This window comes from Empedobacter sp. 225-1 (assembly GCF_030328185.1).
Classification (GTDB): domain Bacteria; phylum Bacteroidota; class Bacteroidia; order Flavobacteriales; family Weeksellaceae; genus Empedobacter; species Empedobacter stercoris.
In genome coordinates, this window is sequence record NZ_JACALO010000004.1 from 94,521 (window position 1) to 110,509 (window position 15,989).

The 15,989-nt window shown below is 32.0% G+C and carries 16 protein-coding genes; 7 read left to right on the forward strand and 9 right to left on the reverse strand.

Going from position 1 to position 15,989, the window contains the following annotated elements:
- Positions 1-101 precede the first annotated feature (101 nt).
- From HX088_RS02355 to HX088_RS02365, 3 genes are read left to right on the forward strand one after another with little or no spacing between them, the layout of a single operon-like run.
- Positions 102-1,094, forward strand: a complete 993-nt coding sequence (locus HX088_RS02355) for an isoaspartyl peptidase/L-asparaginase family protein (RefSeq protein ID WP_284583022.1) — start codon at positions 102-104, stop codon at positions 1,092-1,094.
- On the forward strand, positions 1,091-1,768 hold the full coding sequence (locus tag HX088_RS02360; RefSeq protein ID WP_225541360.1) for a copper homeostasis protein CutC: 678 nt from the start codon (positions 1,091-1,093) through the stop codon (positions 1,766-1,768). The genes HX088_RS02355 and HX088_RS02360 overlap by 4 nt, the downstream gene beginning before the upstream one ends.
- Positions 1,769-1,786: 18 nt before the next feature.
- Complete coding sequence (locus HX088_RS02365; protein ID WP_286483237.1) at positions 1,787-2,911, forward strand: DNA polymerase III subunit; 1,125 nt, start codon at positions 1,787-1,789, stop codon at positions 2,909-2,911.
- Between the two features lie 51 nt (positions 2,912-2,962).
- Here HX088_RS02365 and HX088_RS02370 read toward each other — a convergent pair whose 3' ends face one another.
- On the reverse strand, positions 2,963-3,181 hold the full coding sequence (locus tag HX088_RS02370; protein WP_286483238.1) for a PG1828 family lipoprotein: 219 nt from the start codon (positions 3,179-3,181) through the stop codon (positions 2,963-2,965).
- 328 nt (positions 3,182-3,509) lie between these two features.
- Here HX088_RS02370 and serS point away from each other — a divergent pair, with 328 nt between their 5' ends.
- Positions 3,510-4,778, forward strand: coding sequence for a serine--tRNA ligase (serS, locus tag HX088_RS02375; RefSeq protein ID WP_171623507.1), 1,269 nt, complete (start codon positions 3,510-3,512; stop codon positions 4,776-4,778).
- Positions 4,779-4,852: 74 nt separating this feature from the next.
- Here serS and rfbD read toward each other — a convergent pair whose 3' ends face one another.
- From rfbD to HX088_RS02415, 8 genes are all read right to left on the reverse strand, one after another.
- Entirely contained in the window at positions 4,853-5,707 is an 855-nt protein-coding gene (gene rfbD, locus HX088_RS02380; RefSeq protein WP_286483239.1) for a dTDP-4-dehydrorhamnose reductase, read from the reverse strand.
- Positions 5,708-5,761: 54 nt separating this feature from the next.
- Positions 5,762-6,277, reverse strand: coding sequence for an OmpH/Skp family outer membrane protein (locus HX088_RS02385; RefSeq protein ID WP_171623505.1), 516 nt, complete (start codon positions 6,275-6,277; stop codon positions 5,762-5,764).
- 57 nt (positions 6,278-6,334) lie between these two features.
- Positions 6,335-6,895, reverse strand: a complete 561-nt coding sequence (locus tag HX088_RS02390; RefSeq protein WP_171623504.1) for an OmpH/Skp family outer membrane protein — start codon at positions 6,893-6,895, stop codon at positions 6,335-6,337.
- 61 nt (positions 6,896-6,956) lie between these two features.
- Positions 6,957-9,479, reverse strand: a complete 2,523-nt coding sequence (bamA, locus tag HX088_RS02395; protein ID WP_286483240.1) for an outer membrane protein assembly factor BamA — start codon at positions 9,477-9,479, stop codon at positions 6,957-6,959.
- Positions 9,480-9,499: 20 nt separating this feature from the next.
- On the reverse strand, positions 9,500-10,249 hold the full coding sequence (uppS, locus tag HX088_RS02400; RefSeq protein WP_225541367.1) for an undecaprenyl pyrophosphate synthase: 750 nt from the start codon (positions 10,247-10,249) through the stop codon (positions 9,500-9,502).
- A gap of 7 nt (positions 10,250-10,256) precedes the next feature.
- Positions 10,257-11,048, reverse strand: a complete 792-nt coding sequence (gene porG / locus HX088_RS02405) for a type IX secretion system protein PorG (RefSeq protein ID WP_286483241.1) — start codon at positions 11,046-11,048, stop codon at positions 10,257-10,259.
- A 118-nt stretch (positions 11,049-11,166) separates the two neighbouring features.
- On the reverse strand, positions 11,167-12,051 hold the full coding sequence (locus HX088_RS02410) for an NAD kinase (protein ID WP_171623501.1): 885 nt from the start codon (positions 12,049-12,051) through the stop codon (positions 11,167-11,169).
- The gene (locus tag HX088_RS02415) at positions 12,051-12,707 is read right to left on the reverse strand and encodes a CBS domain-containing protein (protein ID WP_171623500.1); all 657 of its coding nucleotides are present in this window, start codon (positions 12,705-12,707) and stop codon (positions 12,051-12,053) included. The genes HX088_RS02410 and HX088_RS02415 overlap by 1 nt, the downstream gene beginning before the upstream one ends.
- A 263-nt stretch (positions 12,708-12,970) precedes the next feature.
- Here HX088_RS02415 and HX088_RS02420 point away from each other — a divergent pair, with 263 nt between their 5' ends.
- The 3 genes from HX088_RS02420 to HX088_RS02430 are packed head-to-tail and all read left to right on the forward strand — an operon-like array spanning position 12,971 to position 15,874.
- Positions 12,971-13,888 (forward strand): mevalonate kinase family protein, encoded by a 918-nt coding sequence (locus tag HX088_RS02420; RefSeq protein ID WP_171623499.1) that lies wholly within the window; start codon positions 12,971-12,973, stop codon positions 13,886-13,888.
- Between the two features lie 26 nt (positions 13,889-13,914).
- A complete protein-coding gene (locus HX088_RS02425) occupies positions 13,915-14,838 on the forward strand; it encodes a geranylgeranylglycerol-phosphate geranylgeranyltransferase (protein WP_286483242.1) in 924 nt (307 codons plus the stop codon).
- Positions 14,839-14,848: 10 nt separating this feature from the next.
- On the forward strand, positions 14,849-15,874 hold the full coding sequence (locus HX088_RS02430) for a pseudouridine synthase (RefSeq protein ID WP_260541707.1): 1,026 nt from the start codon (positions 14,849-14,851) through the stop codon (positions 15,872-15,874).
- Positions 15,875-15,989 lie beyond the last annotated feature (115 nt).

Sequence of the window (15,989 nt, forward strand, 5' to 3'; positions counted from 1 at the left end):
GGTGAATTGAAAATGAATTGAAATGGTAGAAAAATCAGTCGATAATTTTTAAGTAATATGATTTATATTTGTTTTAATACATTTTAGAAATCGATTAACACATGAACAATAGAAGAAATTTTATAAAGAATTTAGGTGCTTTGGGACTACTTTTAGGTACATCAAAATTAGACCTAAGTGCACAAACGAAACATACAAAATCTACGAAAATTACCAAACCAATTGTACTTTCTACTTGGCGTTTCGGAATAGAAGCAAACGCTGAAGCATGGAAAGTTTTAGGTAAAAACGGAACCGCTTTAGATGCGGTGGAAAAAGGTGTGCAATTAGTAGAAGCTGATCCTAATGAGAGAAGTGTTGGATATGGTGGTCGTCCAGATCGAGATGGAAAGGTTACTTTAGATGCTTGTATTATGGATGATCAAGCAAATATTGGTTCTGTTGCAGGTTTAGAGCATATTAAACATCCCATTTCAGTCGCTCGAAAAGTAATGGAAGATACGCCTCATGTGATGTTAGTTGGAAATGGTGCTTTGCAATTTGCCTTAGAAAAAGGTTTTAAGAAAGAGAATTTATTAACCGATATTTCTGAAAAAGAATGGAAAGAATGGTTGAAAGACACCAATTATCAAATGCCTATTAACATCGAAAATCACGATACAATTGGAATGATTGCTTTAGATGCACATGGCAATCTGTCGGGAGCCTGTACAACGAGTGGAATGGCGTATAAAATGCATGGACGTGTTGGTGATTCTCCAATTATTGGTGCGGGTTTATATGTTGATAACGAAATTGGTGCAGCTACAGCAACAGGTCATGGCGAAGAAGTGATTCGTGTTGCGGGAAGTCATTTGGTTGTTGAGTTGATGCGTCAAGGTTATTCGCCAGAAAACGCGTGCAAAGAAGCAGTACATCGAATTATTAAGTTAACAGAATCACGAAATAAAGATTTATCTGCAATTCAAGTTGGTTTTATCGCGATTAACAAACAAGGTGAATATGGTTCGTTTTGTATTCATCCAGGCTTTAACTTTGCCGTTCATGATCAAAGTGGAAATCGTTTGATTGACGGAAAATCTATTACAAAATGAAAAAATTAGAAATTGCTTGCTTCAATATAGCCTCCGCATTAGTCGCATCAAAATCGAATGCCGATAGAATCGAATTATGTGCAGATGCTTCTTCTGGTGGAATTACACCAACATTTGAAGACATCAAAACATTGCGAAAAGAAACAGACAAAGAAATCATGATTATGATTCGCCCTCGTGGAGGTGATTTTATTTATTCTGATAAAGAATTTGAACAAATGAAATCTGAAATTATCATGATTAAAAATTTTAGAATTGATGGTTTTGTATTCGGAATTTTAAATGAAGAAAATGAAATTGATTTTGAACGAAATCGAAAATTGATTGAACTCGCAAAACCGTTTCCTTGTACATTTCATCGAGCTTTTGATCGAACTAAAGATGCAGAAGATTCATTAGAAACGGTTATCAAATTAGGTTTTAAAACCATTCTAACTTCCGGTTTAGCACATCATGTAGAAGAAGGAAAACAGCAACTAAAAACATTGGTACAGACAGCAAAAGATCGTATTACGATTATGCCTGGTGGTGGATTACGTTCAACAAATATTGAAGAAATCGATTCATTTACACAAGCAACTTACTTTCATTCTTCTGCTATGATTGATGATTCTGGAATTGCTAATTTAGAAGAAATCAATCATTTAAAAAGTTTGATTAATTCTGAAAAATAAAAATAGTAACTTTGGCTTATGCTTTGGGAAAATGTAATTGGACAACAAGAGATTAAAAACAAACTTCAACAATCTATAAAAGATGGTCGTATTAGCCATGCACAGCTTTTTTCTGGTCCAGAAGGTTCAGGAACTTTGGCTTTAGCACTTGCTTATGCAAGAGAAGTTTTGTGTGGATTGAATAACGAACAATGTAATCTTAAAGTTGATAAATTACAACATCCCGATTTACATTTTTCTTTTCCTTATTCGGCAACAGAAAATGTCAAAAAGCCTCTTGCAAAGTATTTATTAAACGATTGGAGAAGCTTTGTTGAAGAAAATGTTTATGGTAATTTAACCGATTGGATGTCTCACCTTGGTATAGAAAAAAAACAAGGTGTTATTCCTGTTGATGAAGCAGACGAAATTGTAAAAACACTTGCTTTAAATAGTTACGAAGGTGGATATAAGATAATGATTATTTGGCAAGCAGAGGAAATGACAACTGCAGCAGCGAATAAATTGTTAAAAATTATAGAAGAACCACCTCTCAAAACACTTTTTTTACTGGTAACAGAACATGAAGATTTAATCTTGCAAACGATAACTTCCCGTTGTCAATTGGTGAAAATTCCTCGCTTATCTCAAGCTGATATTCAAAATTATTTAATTGAGAAGAAGAACATTACTACAGAAAAAGCGCAACATATCGCCTTTTTATCACAGGGAAATTTACGCGAAGCATTGCATCTGTTGAATGATGACGAACATTTATTTGATAAATATTTTGTCACTTGGGTTCGAAAAGCATTTATGGCAGCAAAAACACCAACTGTTTTGAAGGACTTGATTGATTGGTCAAATCAAATTGCAAGTTGGTCGCGCAGTGAACAAAAAGATTTTTTAAATTATTGCTCCGAAATTTTTCGTCAAGCCTTATTAAAAAACTATCAATCTGAGGAATTAGTTTTTTTACAAATAAATGCTGAAGGTTTTAAATGGCAAGGTTTTGCACCGTTTATTCATGGAGCAAACATCGAAGATATTTTAAAAGAAATAACTGAGGCTTCGTATCACATCGAACGAAATGGAAATTCTAAAATTATATTATTGGATCTTTCAATCAAGTTAACTCGTTATCTACATCGTAAAACGACATAAAAAAACCACTCATTAAATGAGTGGTTTTTTTATGTGATTGAATTATTTCAATTAGTTTGCTGGAGCTTCTACTTTAGCTGCTGCTGAATCAACTACTGCCGCTGCTGAGTCTACTATTGCTGCCGCTGAATCAACTACTGCCGCTGCTGAATCAACCACTACTGCTGCTGAATCTACTGCTGCTGGAGTTTCTTCTGCTTTTTTCTCACCACAAGATACTGCTCCTAAAGATACTGCTGCTACTGCAACTACTGCGAAAAACTTTTTCATTTTTTTATTGTTTTAATTAATAATTTCGATTAATTTTCTTTGACAAATTTATTTTGAAAACTGATCTTCGTCATGTAAAATCAGTGTAATATAATTGTAACATCATTTTCATATATTTTAAAAATTAAATAACTGTAAATGAAGTTCTTGAAAAATATTTTACAAAATTTAAAATTATTTTGTAAAAAACAATACTTCTTATGTTTATTCATTTCAGTCTTTAATTAATGCTAAAAATGTCTTTTTTATCTATTTTTAGCGTGAAATGGTTTAAACGCTATTCTAAAATATTTATTATTTATACATTTGTATAAATTTAATTAAAGATATGCTAGTAGTTTCTTACATTCAAGAAAACAAAGATCGTGTTATTGAAGGACTTAAAAAACGTAACTTCAAACAATTAGATCTTGTTGATGAAGTTTTAAATGTGGATGAACTTCGTCGTAAAACTCAGTTTGAATTGGATAATATATTAGCTGAATCCAACAAATTAGCAAAAGAAATTGGTAATTTGTTTAAAGATGGAAGATCGGAAGAGGCTAATGAATTAAAAATTAAAACTGTCGATTTAAAAACACAATCGAAAGAATTACAAGATTTATTATCATCTTACGAAAACTCCGTTAAAGAGATTTTATATCAAATTCCAAATATCCCAAATGAACTTGTAAAAGAAGGAAAAGATGCAGACGATAATGAAATTGTTTTTGAACATGGAGTTGCAGCTGCGAAACCTGAAAATTTACCTCATTGGGAAGTTGCTAAGAAATTTGACATCATTGATTTTGAATTAGGTGTTAAAATTACTGGAGCTGGTTTTCCTGTTTACAAAGGAAAAGGTGCTCGTTTACAACGTGCTTTAACACAATTCTTCTTGGATAAAAATGCTGATGCTGGTTATACAGAAATTGTTCCTCCTTTCGTAGTTAATGAGGCATCTGGTTATGGAACGGGTCAGTTACCTGATAAGGAAGGGCAAATGTATTATATTGGTGAAGATGATTTGTACTTGATTCCAACAGCGGAAGTTCCTGTAACAAATATTTACCGAGATACAATTGTAAAAGTTGAAGATTTACCAATTACATTGACGGCATATTCTCCTTGTTTCCGCCGTGAAGCTGGTTCTTATGGAAAAGATGTTAGAGGTTTAAATCGTTTACACCAATTTGAGAAAGTAGAAATTGTTCGTATAGAGAAACCAGAAAATTCGTATGCATCTTTAGATGGTATGATAGAACATGTAAAAGGTATTTTAGAAGATTTAGAATTACCTTATCGTATCCTAAGATTATGCGGTGGTGATACTGGATTTACATCTGCAATAACTTATGATTTTGAAGTTTTCTCTGAAGCACAAGAAAAATGGTTAGAAGTTTCTTCTGTTTCAAACTTTGAAACATTCCAAGCAAATCGTTTGAAATTACGTTTCAAAGACGAAAATGGTACGCAATTGGCTCACACATTAAATGGATCTGCATTAGCTTTACCACGAATTTTAGCCGCTATTTTAGAGAATCATCAGCAAGCTGATGGAACAGTTAAAATTCCGAAAGCTTTACAGCCCTATACTCGTTTTGAAGTTTTAGATTAAGCAATTATTCCTAATTAATAGATACAAAAAGCTCGAGAATTTCTCGAGCTTTTTTGCTATATTATTAAATGAAATTATAACAAATGTTTCAATTCTTTTTTCAAACTATCTTCCCAATTCGGGATTGTAAGTTGATAAACTTCTTTGATCTTCGTTTTGTCCAATAAACTATACGCAGGACGTTTCGCTTTCGTTGGATATGCTGAAGTTGGAACAGGGTTAATCTCAATCGTTGAACTTGAAAATTCTTTTATTTTTTGCGCAAATTCAAACCAAGAACATTTTCCTTCGTTTGAATAATTAAAGATTCCATAAGTTAATTCATCTGTCGAAATAATTTCTAAAATTGCATCAGCTAAATCAATCGCATTTGTTGGTGAACCAATTTGATCAGCTATAACAGAAATCGATTCTTTCTCTTGAAACAATCTTAACATCGTTTTAACGAAGTTATTTCCAAATCTTGAATATACCCAGGCTGTACGAAGAATAATTGTTTTCGGATTGTTTTTTAAAGCTAAATTTTCTCCTTCCAACTTTGTTTGACCATATACGCCAATTGGATTGGTTTGATCTGTTTCCATACGAGGTTGAGAAGCAGTTCCATCAAAAACATAATCTGTCGAAACATGAATGAACGGAATTTTTTTCTCATTTGTTATTTTAGCCAAAAATTCGGTTGCTTTCGCATTAACCAAATAAGCACTTTCTTGCTCATCTTCGGCTTTGTCTACAGCTGTATATGCAGCGCAATTGACAACAAAATCAAATGATTTATCATCGAAGTAATGTTTGATTAACTCTTCATTCGTTATGTCTAATTCATTTCGAGTTATAAAAAAGCATTCAATTTCTTTGTAAGTCTTAGATTGTTCTAAAATGGATTGACCTAATTGACCATTCGCACCTGTAACTAAAATTCTTTTCATATATAAAAAAAGCCACTAAAATAGTGGCTTGAAGATATTAATAATTTTTTAAAATTATAATCCTAATTCTTTTTTAACGTCGTTTAATAAGTCATATCCTCCAGCTTTGTAAACTAATACACCTGCAGGTAAAACGTATTTAACTCCTTTTTTAGCAGCTGCAGCATTAATTGCATCCATCACTCTTTTTTCGATTGGATCCATTAAAGCTTTTTCTTTCGCTTGCATTTCTTCTTGAGCAGCTTTTGCATAAGTTTCGTATTTCTTTTGCATTTCTTGCTCTTTTTCTTGGTATTTGTTAGCAGCGATTAATTTTTGAGCTTCTTCTTGAGATTTACCAGCTAAATCTTTTTGAGCTGCTTCCATAAAAGTTTTATAGTCAGCTTGTAATTTAGAGATTGCTTCTTCGTGTTTTTTACCTAAAGCTTGTAAATCAGTTTCTGCTTTTTTGTAGGCTGGCATTGATTCAATAACCGCTTGCGTATCAATATGTGCAATTTCTTGAGCGAATGATAAAACGCTACCGAAAACCATCATTGTAAATACTGCTATCAATCTAATTTGTTTCATTTCTAGTCTAATTTGTTTTAAAATTTATTTTCTTGTTGTATTACTTGTGTTTCTTTTTTATTTTCTTGTTTTAGAATTTGAATTCGATTTTGAATTAGTTGGTTTCAAATCTGGTCTCAGCGTATGTAAAACTTCTCGGCTGATATCAAACTTTGGATCCGTATAAATCATGATCAAATCACTTCCTTTGTCAAAAACAAAACTATAACCTCTTTTGTCTGCAACTTCTTTTGTTGCATTATAAATTTGATCCTGTAAAGGTTTTACCATTGATCGTCTCAAATTTACTAAATCTCCATTTGGCCCGTAACGTTTATCTTGTAAAACTTTTACAGCCGCAATTTCATCCGCTAGTTTTTGTTCTTGCTCTTTAACTTGTTCTGCTGTTAAAAGAATTTTTTCAGCTTCAAATTCAGTTTGTAATTTAACTAAATTTTCTTTTTTCTGTTCAATTTCTTTTTGCCAAGATTCTGTTTGAGATTTTAATTTACTTTGAGATGATGTATACTCTGGTAAACTTTCTAAAATATATTGAGAATCTACGTAACAAAATCTTTGTGCGAAAGTTAAACTTGCAAATCCAAAGAACAACGCTATAAAGCTAATCCATTTTTTCATATTCTGAGTGTGCTAATTCTAAAACTATGCCAAAACGTTCTATACAAATTTACATAATTTATTAGAACTGTTGTCCAATAATAAAGTGAGTTTGCCATCCAGAGCGTTCTGTTTGTCCAAATCCTTTATCAAATCCATATCCAAAGTCAAATCCTAATAAACCAAATGCTGGCATGTAAATACGTACCCCTGCACCTGCAGAACGTTTTAATTCAAACGGTTTAAATTCGCTTGTATTGTTCCAAACATTACCTCCTTCAGCAAAAGTTAAGGCATAAATTTTTGCTGTCTGGCTCATCGTAATTGGGTAACGTAATTCTAACGAATATTTATTGTAGATTGTACCTCCTCCTTCTGGTGTGATATCTCCATTTTGACCTCCAGAGTTAGAAGCATCTTCGTAACCTCTTAAAGAAATAATTTCACGTCCATCAAATCGGTTTTGATTAAGTCCTGTTCCTCCTAAGTAAAAACGTTCGAAAGGAATCGTTCCAATTTTACGGTTATATGTACCTAAAACTCCAAATTCTCCACCAGCTTTTAAAACTAATTTACCTGTTAATTCTTTGTAGAAATAAGCCTTAGCTTTAAATTTATAGTATTCTAACCATTTAAATTTTTCGACATCGTCCATTTTTGTATAATCCTTTTCTTTAAAAGCAGAATAAGGAACAGTTGTCGTAAATGATAAATTAATTTCTGATCCTGATTGTGGGAAAATTGGATCTGGTCCTGCTGAGTTACGCGATAAACCTATTGTATAGTTTAAGTTGTTCGACGAACCGTTTTCATATTGCATATTACCCACTGACATCGCATAGTTATCAAAGTTATATAACTGATAAGAAATAGAGTTTGATAATCTAAAGTAATCATCTGGCCAAGTTAATAACTTTGTTAATCCTACAGATGCACCCAAGATATCTAACTTCGCTTTTTCACCATAGTTATCACGGTAATCATACATAGAATAGTAAACAGATGTTGATAAAGCAGTCGGTCGTTTTCCGCCAATCCATGGTTCTACAAAAGAAAAACTATAATTGCTATATCCATTACCAGCTTGTGCTCTCAAAGATAATTGTTGACCATCTCCCATTGGAATTGGTTTCCATGCTTTTTTATTGAAAATATTTTTCAGAGAGAAGTTACCAAATGTTAATCCTAACGTTCCGATAAATGTACCTGCTCCATATCCTCCTTGCAATTCTACTTGAGAAGATGATTTTGGTGCAACTTTCCATTCAATGTCAACTGTATTATTGTCTTGATTAGGCTGAATATCTGGAACAATTTGCGTTGGCTCTAAATATCCCAAAGAAGCTAACTCCATCATCGTACGCTTGATATCTGATTTAGAGAATAAATCTCCTGGTTTTGTTCTCAACTCACGGTATAAAATATGGTCATGAGCTTCTGTATTACCATTAATCGTAACTTTGTTAAGTGTCGCTTGCGTTCCTTCGAAAATTTTAATTTCAAGATCAATCGTATCATTTTTTACACTTTTCTCTACTGGAATAGCACGTGCAAAAAGATAACCTCCATCCATATACAATGTCGAAATATCGTCGTCTTTTTCTGATCCTGAGATCTTTTTGTTGATACCTACTGCATCATAACGATCGCCTGTTTTGTAACCAAAAATTCGTTGCAATTGCTCAGATGTATAAATAGAGTTTCCAGAAAACGTAACATCTCCTAAGAAATAAGGTTTTCCTTCGTTGACTTTTATCTTAACCAATAAGTTTTTATCATCAATTTTCTCGATATCATAAGACTCAACTTTTGCATCTCTAAAACCTACAGATTTATACTCTTCTACCAATGTTTTCAAATCTTCCTGGAATTTTTCAGGAATCATTTTAGATGATTTGAAAATATTAATTGATTTCTGTTTGGTATTTTTCATTCCTTTTTTTCGCAAACGAGCAGAAGTTAAGTTTTCATTTCCTTCGAAAATAATTTTCTTAATTTTCACGCGCTCTCCACGATTCACATCCAATGTAATGTTTTCTTCATCTTCTTTTCCTTCGATTGGTTGACGATCTACTTTAATTGTTGTGTTTGGATAACCTTTACCAGTATAGTAATCTTTGATTCTATTATTTGTTGAATTGATTAAACTTTGTGTAATCTTAACGCCTGGATTTAATTTATTTTGTTTGATTAAATCTTCGCGCTGAGATTTCTTAACTCCGTTCATCTTGATTTCTCCTAAACTTGGAACTGAAACTAAGGCTAGCTCTAAAGTTACTTCGTCTCCTTCTATTTTGCTAACATACAAATCGATGTCAGAAAAAATATTAGATCTCCATAATTTTTTTACAGCATTATTCACCTTTGTACCTGGTAATTCTATCTCTTCACCGATAGCAAAACCTGCGTAACGAATAATTTGATTCTTAGAATATTTAGAATCTCCCGTTACGATAATATCTTTCAGTTTGAAAGTTTTAGAATTGCTATAATCTAAGACAAAATTATCTTGTTGTGTTGAATCAATGGTTTTCGTAGAATCTACGACTTGCGCTTGTGCCATGTAAGCACCAAGCATACACATTGTCCAAAAAATTTTCTTCATAATCCTCTATTTCAGTTCGATTAGTTCGTTAGTTGCTCGCTTATTTTACCAAATCTACGTTCTCTATTTTGGTAATTTAAAATTGCTTTATAAAATTCTTCTTCATTAAAATCAGGCCACAGAACCTCTGTAAAATACAATTCTGCATAGGCAATTTGCCACAATAAGAAATTGCTAATTCTGGTTTCGCCGCTTGTTCTAATCATAAGATCTACCATTGGTAAATCGTGTGTATATAAGTTTTTATGAACTAATTCTTCATTAAAATCATAGTCGGATATTTCACCGTCTTTGTATTGTTGAGCAATAGATTTCATTGCATTTAATAGTTCTTCTTTGGAACCATAACTTAATGCTAATGTTAAAACGCAAGCTATATTGTCTTTTGTTTTTTCCATTGCTTTAGTCAAATCTTTGAATGCTTTGCTTGGTAATTTTGATATATCTCCAATCACATTCAATCGAATGCCATTTTTGTGCAATTCATTTATTTCGTCCTTAATTGCAGAGCTTAATAAAGTCATCAAAACATTGACTTCTAATTTTGGACGGTTCCAATTTTCAGTAGAAAATGCATAGAGTGTCAGATGTTTTATACCTAATTTTCGACAAGTTTCTATTGAAGATCGTACAGCTCCCAACGCATTTTTGTGTCCGAAAGTTCTTTCCTTTCCGTTCTTCTTCGCCCATCTTCCGTTACCATCCATTATGATTGCAACGTGATGAGGTAGATTGTTTTTATCTATTTGTTCTTCTAAACTGTCTTTCATTTTATTTTTAATCGCAATAACATGCAGGTCGTCCGAAACTATATGTTAAGGAAATTCCTGTTAATACATACCAATCTTTATTCGATGTATTTCCAAATATTCTTTTTTTATACTCTTTAGAAGATAAATCTCCATTATCTATTGCTTCAGTAAAATTTGTTGAAAATTCACCTACATTGTAATCTAAATAATCGACACTTGTATAACGAATACCTGTTTCGAAAGACAAAATCCAACTGTAATTAAACCTTACTTTATATCCTACTCCAAAAGGAAGAGATAAATTGGTTTTGTATTTTGATTTTTCTATAATTTTTCCACTTGGGTATTCTGTTGAAACTGTTGAATCATAATCATATTCTTTGCCTTTTGCTGAAAAAGCCCCTACACCAAAAAATATATAAGGCGATTGTGCTGTTTCTTGATCATCATTGATGTTAAAAAAATTATACTCAAACATCAAAGAACCTTCTACAATATTATTTCTGAAATTTTTATTTCTTTTTAATTTATAGTACTCTTTCGAACGATGGTCACTTGCCCCAACTTTTGAATAAGAAACATTTGCTCTAAATCCCATTTGTGGATTTATATTAAAACGATACAATGCGCCCATCGAAATAGGGAAATATATTTTTCCACCTGGTTCTGTTTTTGTTGGCAAAGGATTTATATAATTCGCTTTACCAATATCGCCAATCACATTTGCACCACCAGCAAAAACTCCGAGTTCATGCCTTTGCGCAACTGCTAATTGCGAAAAACATAGTATAAAAACAAACAAAAATAATCTCCTCATATGTTGTGTTATTTTTTCGGCTTTTGCTTTTTAGTTTCTTTTAAATTCGAACAAATATAAACAAAAGTCAATTCAACGTAACTGATTTAACAAAAATTAAGAAGTTTTATTGTAAATTTTAATTCCTTTTATCCGAACCCCAAAGCATTTTTTCTCTCAAAGTTGTGAAATAAGTCGCGTCAATAGCTTCTACAATTAAAATTTTGAAGTCTGCTTTTTGTATGGTTAACTCAACATCAGTTGTTAAAGGAAAGTTACGAGAATCTAAGGAAAGAAAATATTCGTTGGCACGACTGCGTATTTTTAGGTCAATTTTCTCATTTTCAGACACAATCAATGGACGTACATTCAAATTATGAGGTGCGACCGGTGTTATCACAAAGTTTTGATTAGAAGGATGTACAATTGGACCTCCACAACTTAACGAATATCCTGTAGAACCTGTAGGTGTCGATATAATCAAACCATCGGACCAAAAAGAATTTAAAAACTCATTGTTTAAATAAGCATCAACTGTTATCATACTCGTGGTTTCGCGTCGAACAACAGTTACTTCGTTAATGGCAAAATTATTTTCAATTTCTACACCATCACTTCTTTTTACTGTCAATAAAGTTCTTGGAATAATATTGTATTGTCCATTGAAAAAACTATCTAATTGTTCTAACAATACATTTTTATTAATTGTTGCTAAAAAACCTAATCGACCTGTATTGACACCAATAATCGGAATGTTAGAGTCTTTCACTATTGTTGTCGCAGACAATATTGTTCCGTCTCCTCCAAAACTGAATAAGAACATGACTGATTTGTCAAGATCTTCATAAGAAGTATAGGTTTCTACATTTTCGCTATGAAAATCAGTTGTCTCTTTTAAAATTTGAAGAAAGTTTTGTTCAACACAAAAAGTAATTTCATTTTGAACTAAATAATTAATAAATGGTGGAATAATATCCGTTAAAGACGTACTTGTTTTTTGTCCAAAAAGTGCAACTTTTATCATTAGGTATTCATGTATTTTAATAGTTGTGCATAACGACTTTGTAGAAGTTCTTGTTTTTCGTCGTTATAAAATTTCTGAATCACTTGATATCCATAACGTTCAAATGTTTCACCAATCGCTAACAAATTGGAAGAGCTAAATTTTAGCAAAACATAAACACTATCTTCTTTGTAACCAACAATCATCATTCCCAAAATTTTTCCATTATTCACTTCGATAATATTAGAAATCGCAGTCATCGACAACTCTTTTTCTGCAATAGAAACTAACATCGAGACGCCTTGAGCTGCAACAAAAGGAAATTTTGCTAATGTATTGATTATATCCGTTTCTGTAATACAACCAACATAGCGCGATTGTTCATTGATAATTGGAAGGATATTCGCCTGATTCGTGTACATCATCTGAATAGCATCTAAAAGCGTACTTGATTCCGAAAGATAAAAATGCTCTAAATAGGAAGTGTAATCCACTTTTTCATCGTTAAGAGATAATTCGATCAAATCTTCATCTGAGATATTACCAACAAAATCCAATCCTTGGAACAAAGGTATATGCGTCAATCTATTCTCCTGTACAACTTCTAAAAGCTGACTTGGAGAAAAACTAACTTTTCCGGGTTTAACTTCGTTTGATAAATATTCAGTAATATACATGGCGCAAATTTATATATTTTAATACATTAATTCTCTATTTTTAGTCTTAATTCGTTTAAAATCATTTCACCTTAATCAAAATTTAATTAATTTATTTTAAAATGATTAGTCAAAATATATTCCAAAATAAGTCTAAAACGAAAAAATAATTCGATTGATTTCAAATAAAGGTGATTTACAATTTCTTAAACCAAAAGTCTTTTACGAATTGAGAAAAGATTGGCTTAAATTTTGTAGATTTGCAAGACCAATTTTAGCGTGGAATGAAAAACCCATTATTTTATGCCAAAATCTTACTTTTTGGCGAATATGGAATTATTGAGAACTCGAAAGGATTAACAATTCCTTATAATTTTTACCAAGGTGCATTAAAATTTGAACCTTCTGAAATAGCAGAACAATCAAATGCTCACTTAAAAAATTATGCAAAATTTTTAGAAGAAAATTTTGCCGATACCTTTGATACAAAATCTTTTTCAGAAGATGTTGCAAACGGCATGTACTTCGACTCTAATATTCCACAAGGATATGGCGTAGGAAGTTCGGGCGCTTTGGTCGCAGCTATTTATGACAAATATGCCTTGAATAAAATTGATATCAATCAACATCTAAACAAAGAAAAAATAAGTGAGTTAAAAGCGCTTTTTGGAAATTTAGAATCTCATTTTCATGGTAAAAGTTCTGGAATTGACCCTTTGATTTGTTACATGAATATTCCATTACTAATACAATCTAAAGACGATATTTCGACAATTGGTTTGCCTTCTGCAAAAGAAGATGGAAAAGGAGCTGTTTTCTTAATCAATTCAGGAACTCCTGGAGAAACTGCACCAATGATTCACATTTTCTTCGAAAAGATGAAAAAAGAAGGTTTCCGTAAAACATTGAAAGAGGAATTTATCAAATACAACAATGCTTGTATCGAAAACTTTGTAAAGGGAGAATACAATCCGCTTTTTGCTAATCTTCAGAAATTATCTGCTTGGGGTTATGAACATTTTAGACCAATGATTCCTCAAAAATTGGTGGACGCTTGGAAAACTGGAATTGATACAGATACCTATTACCTAAAACTTTGTGGTTCTGGTGGCGGTGGTTACGTTCTTGGATTTACGCAAGATTATGACAAAGCAAAAAGTTATTTGAAAGACTTTCAGACAGAAGTTATCTACAAATTCTAATAAAATAATTTATTAAAATACAATTTATGAACATACAGAAAATAATCTTAAAAATTTTTGCATTATTTTCTGTTGTTCGTGGTTACAATCTTATTGTGTTAATTTTAGCACAATATCTTGCCGCACTTTTTATTTTTGCACCCGATGTTAGCCACCGAGAATTGCTAACTAATCCTAAATTAGATGGATTAATACTTTGCTCTATTCTTTGCGTTGCAGCTGGCTATATTATCAATAATTTTTACGATTTAGAGAAAGACGAACTCAAACGTCCGATGAAAGTATATTTGCAAAAACAAGTTTCGCAAGGCTTTAAATTAACTGTTTATATCATTCTTAATTTACTCGCTTTATTTATTGCGGCTTTGATTTCTTGGCGTGTTTTTATTTTCTTCTTCGTTTATCAATTTTTAGTTTGGTTTTATAGCCACAAGATTAACCGTTTTGCATTGATTAAAAATTTTTATTTGGTTATTATTCGCGTCATGCCATTTTTTGCATTACTCATTTATTTTGACCATTTTACATTCAATCTTGCATTACACGCGACATATTTAACCATTTTGTTGTTGATTACCGATATCGTAAAAGATTTGAGCTCTCAGAAAGCAGATTTAATTTATAATTACGACTCGATTCCAATCAAATATGGAATAGATTTTACCAAAATTTTAATTTCTGGTTTAATTATTATCGAATTAATCATTGGTTTTATTATTTTGATAAAAAATGATGTGGGTGCTATGAAATATTTTTTTATTGCAGCAAATATTGCATTTACCTTGATCTTACTTATCATTTGGAGAATCAAAACTATGCAAGAATATAAGATTTTACATTATTTTTTTAAAGGAATGATTGTTGCAGGTGTATTTAGTATCGTATTAATCGAAATAAATCCCTTAACTTTGCAAACTATTGCGCAAAATTTTAACAAGCGCATAAATTAATCAAATTCAAATGAATAACAGACGAAATCAATCCAACGACAGAAATTCCCAAGGCGGGAACAATCGTGGAAAAGGTGGGTCAGCAAGAGGAAATTCTTCTTCACGACCATCTTCAGGGAAAGGAAAACCGTCTTTTGGAGGAAGTAAACCAAGTTTTGGAGCTAAAAAAACAGAAGGTGGTAAACCATCTTTTGGCTCAAGCAAACCAACTTTTGGAGGAAAACCAACAGAAGAAGGAAAGAAAAGTTTTGGACCAAAAAAGACGTTCAGTAAACCAGGTGAAAAACCTTTTGTAAAAAGGTTAAAAAAAGCACCAGTTGATGACGGGACTATTCGTTTAAATAAATATGTAGCGAATGCAGGGATTGCATCCAGAAGAGAGGCTGACGAGTTGATCAAAACTGGAATCGTTACAGTGAATGGTCAAGTGATTACAGAAATGGGGTATAAAGTACAACCCGATGATGAAGTACGTTTTGATGGTCGTAAAATCTCTTCAGAGAAAAATGTCTATTTTGTATTGAATAAACCTAAAGGGTTTATTTCTACTTCAAATGACGAAAAAGGACGTAAAACAGTTATGGACTTAATGGCTAATGCAACTACAGCACGTATTTTCCCTGTAGGTCGCTTAGACAGACAAACAACAGGTGTTTTATTGTTTACGAACGATGGTTATTTAACGAAGAAATTAACGCATCCAAGTCACGATATTAAGAAAATATATCATGTGACATTGGATAAGAAATTAACAGCTAACGATATGGCTGACATCAAAAAAGGTGTACGCTTAATTCCTGAAGGAATTGCAGTTGTTGATGCGATTTCTTTTATCGAAGGTCGACCAAAAAATGAAGTTGGTATAGAGCTACACATTGGTTGGAACCGTGTTGTACGCCGTATTTTCCAAGAGAAAGGGTATGAGGTAGAGGCTTTAGATCGTGTTTCTTTTGCTGGACTTACAAAGAAAACAATACAAAGAGGTGAATATAGAAAATTAACAGAATTAGAAGTTAACTTCTTGAAAATGTTATAATAATTCGCTAAAATAGTAAAAATAAAAAAGGCTCAATATAGACTGCACCCAAAAGTTTGGACAGATTAAAAATTAATAATTATAAAAATGAGTTCGATATTGTATCGGGCTCATT

Bases quoted from the DNA above. Each gene is read 5' to 3' on its own strand.
- HX088_RS02355 (WP_284583022.1), top strand. From the start codon at position 102: ATGAACAATAGAAGAAATTTTATAAAGAATTTAGGTGCTTTGGGACTA.
- HX088_RS02360 (WP_225541360.1), top strand. From the start codon at position 1,091: ATGAAAAAATTAGAAATTGCTTGCTTCAATATAGCCTCCGCATTAGTC.
- HX088_RS02365 (WP_286483237.1), top strand. From the start codon at position 1,787: ATGCTTTGGGAAAATGTAATTGGACAACAAGAGATTAAAAACAAACTT.
- HX088_RS02370 (WP_286483238.1), bottom strand. From the start codon at position 3,181: ATGAAAAAGTTTTTCGCAGTAGTTGCAGTAGCAGCAGTATCTTTAGGA.
- serS (WP_171623507.1), top strand. From the start codon at position 3,510: ATGCTAGTAGTTTCTTACATTCAAGAAAACAAAGATCGTGTTATTGAA.
- rfbD (WP_286483239.1), bottom strand. From the start codon at position 5,707: ATGAAAAGAATTTTAGTTACAGGTGCGAATGGTCAATTAGGTCAATCC.
- HX088_RS02385 (WP_171623505.1), bottom strand. From the start codon at position 6,277: ATGAAACAAATTAGATTGATAGCAGTATTTACAATGATGGTTTTCGGT.
- HX088_RS02390 (WP_171623504.1), bottom strand. From the start codon at position 6,895: ATGAAAAAATGGATTAGCTTTATAGCGTTGTTCTTTGGATTTGCAAGT.
- bamA (WP_286483240.1), bottom strand. From the start codon at position 9,479: ATGAAGAAAATTTTTTGGACAATGTGTATGCTTGGTGCTTACATGGCA.
- uppS (WP_225541367.1), bottom strand. From the start codon at position 10,249: ATGAAAGACAGTTTAGAAGAACAAATAGATAAAAACAATCTACCTCAT.
- porG (WP_286483241.1), bottom strand. From the start codon at position 11,048: ATGAGGAGATTATTTTTGTTTGTTTTTATACTATGTTTTTCGCAATTA.
- HX088_RS02410 (WP_171623501.1), bottom strand. From the start codon at position 12,051: ATGATAAAAGTTGCACTTTTTGGACAAAAAACAAGTACGTCTTTAACG.
- HX088_RS02415 (WP_171623500.1), bottom strand. From the start codon at position 12,707: ATGTATATTACTGAATATTTATCAAACGAAGTTAAACCCGGAAAAGTT.
- HX088_RS02420 (WP_171623499.1), top strand. From the start codon at position 12,971: ATGAAAAACCCATTATTTTATGCCAAAATCTTACTTTTTGGCGAATAT.
- HX088_RS02425 (WP_286483242.1), top strand. From the start codon at position 13,915: ATGAACATACAGAAAATAATCTTAAAAATTTTTGCATTATTTTCTGTT.
- HX088_RS02430 (WP_260541707.1), top strand. From the start codon at position 14,849: ATGAATAACAGACGAAATCAATCCAACGACAGAAATTCCCAAGGCGGG.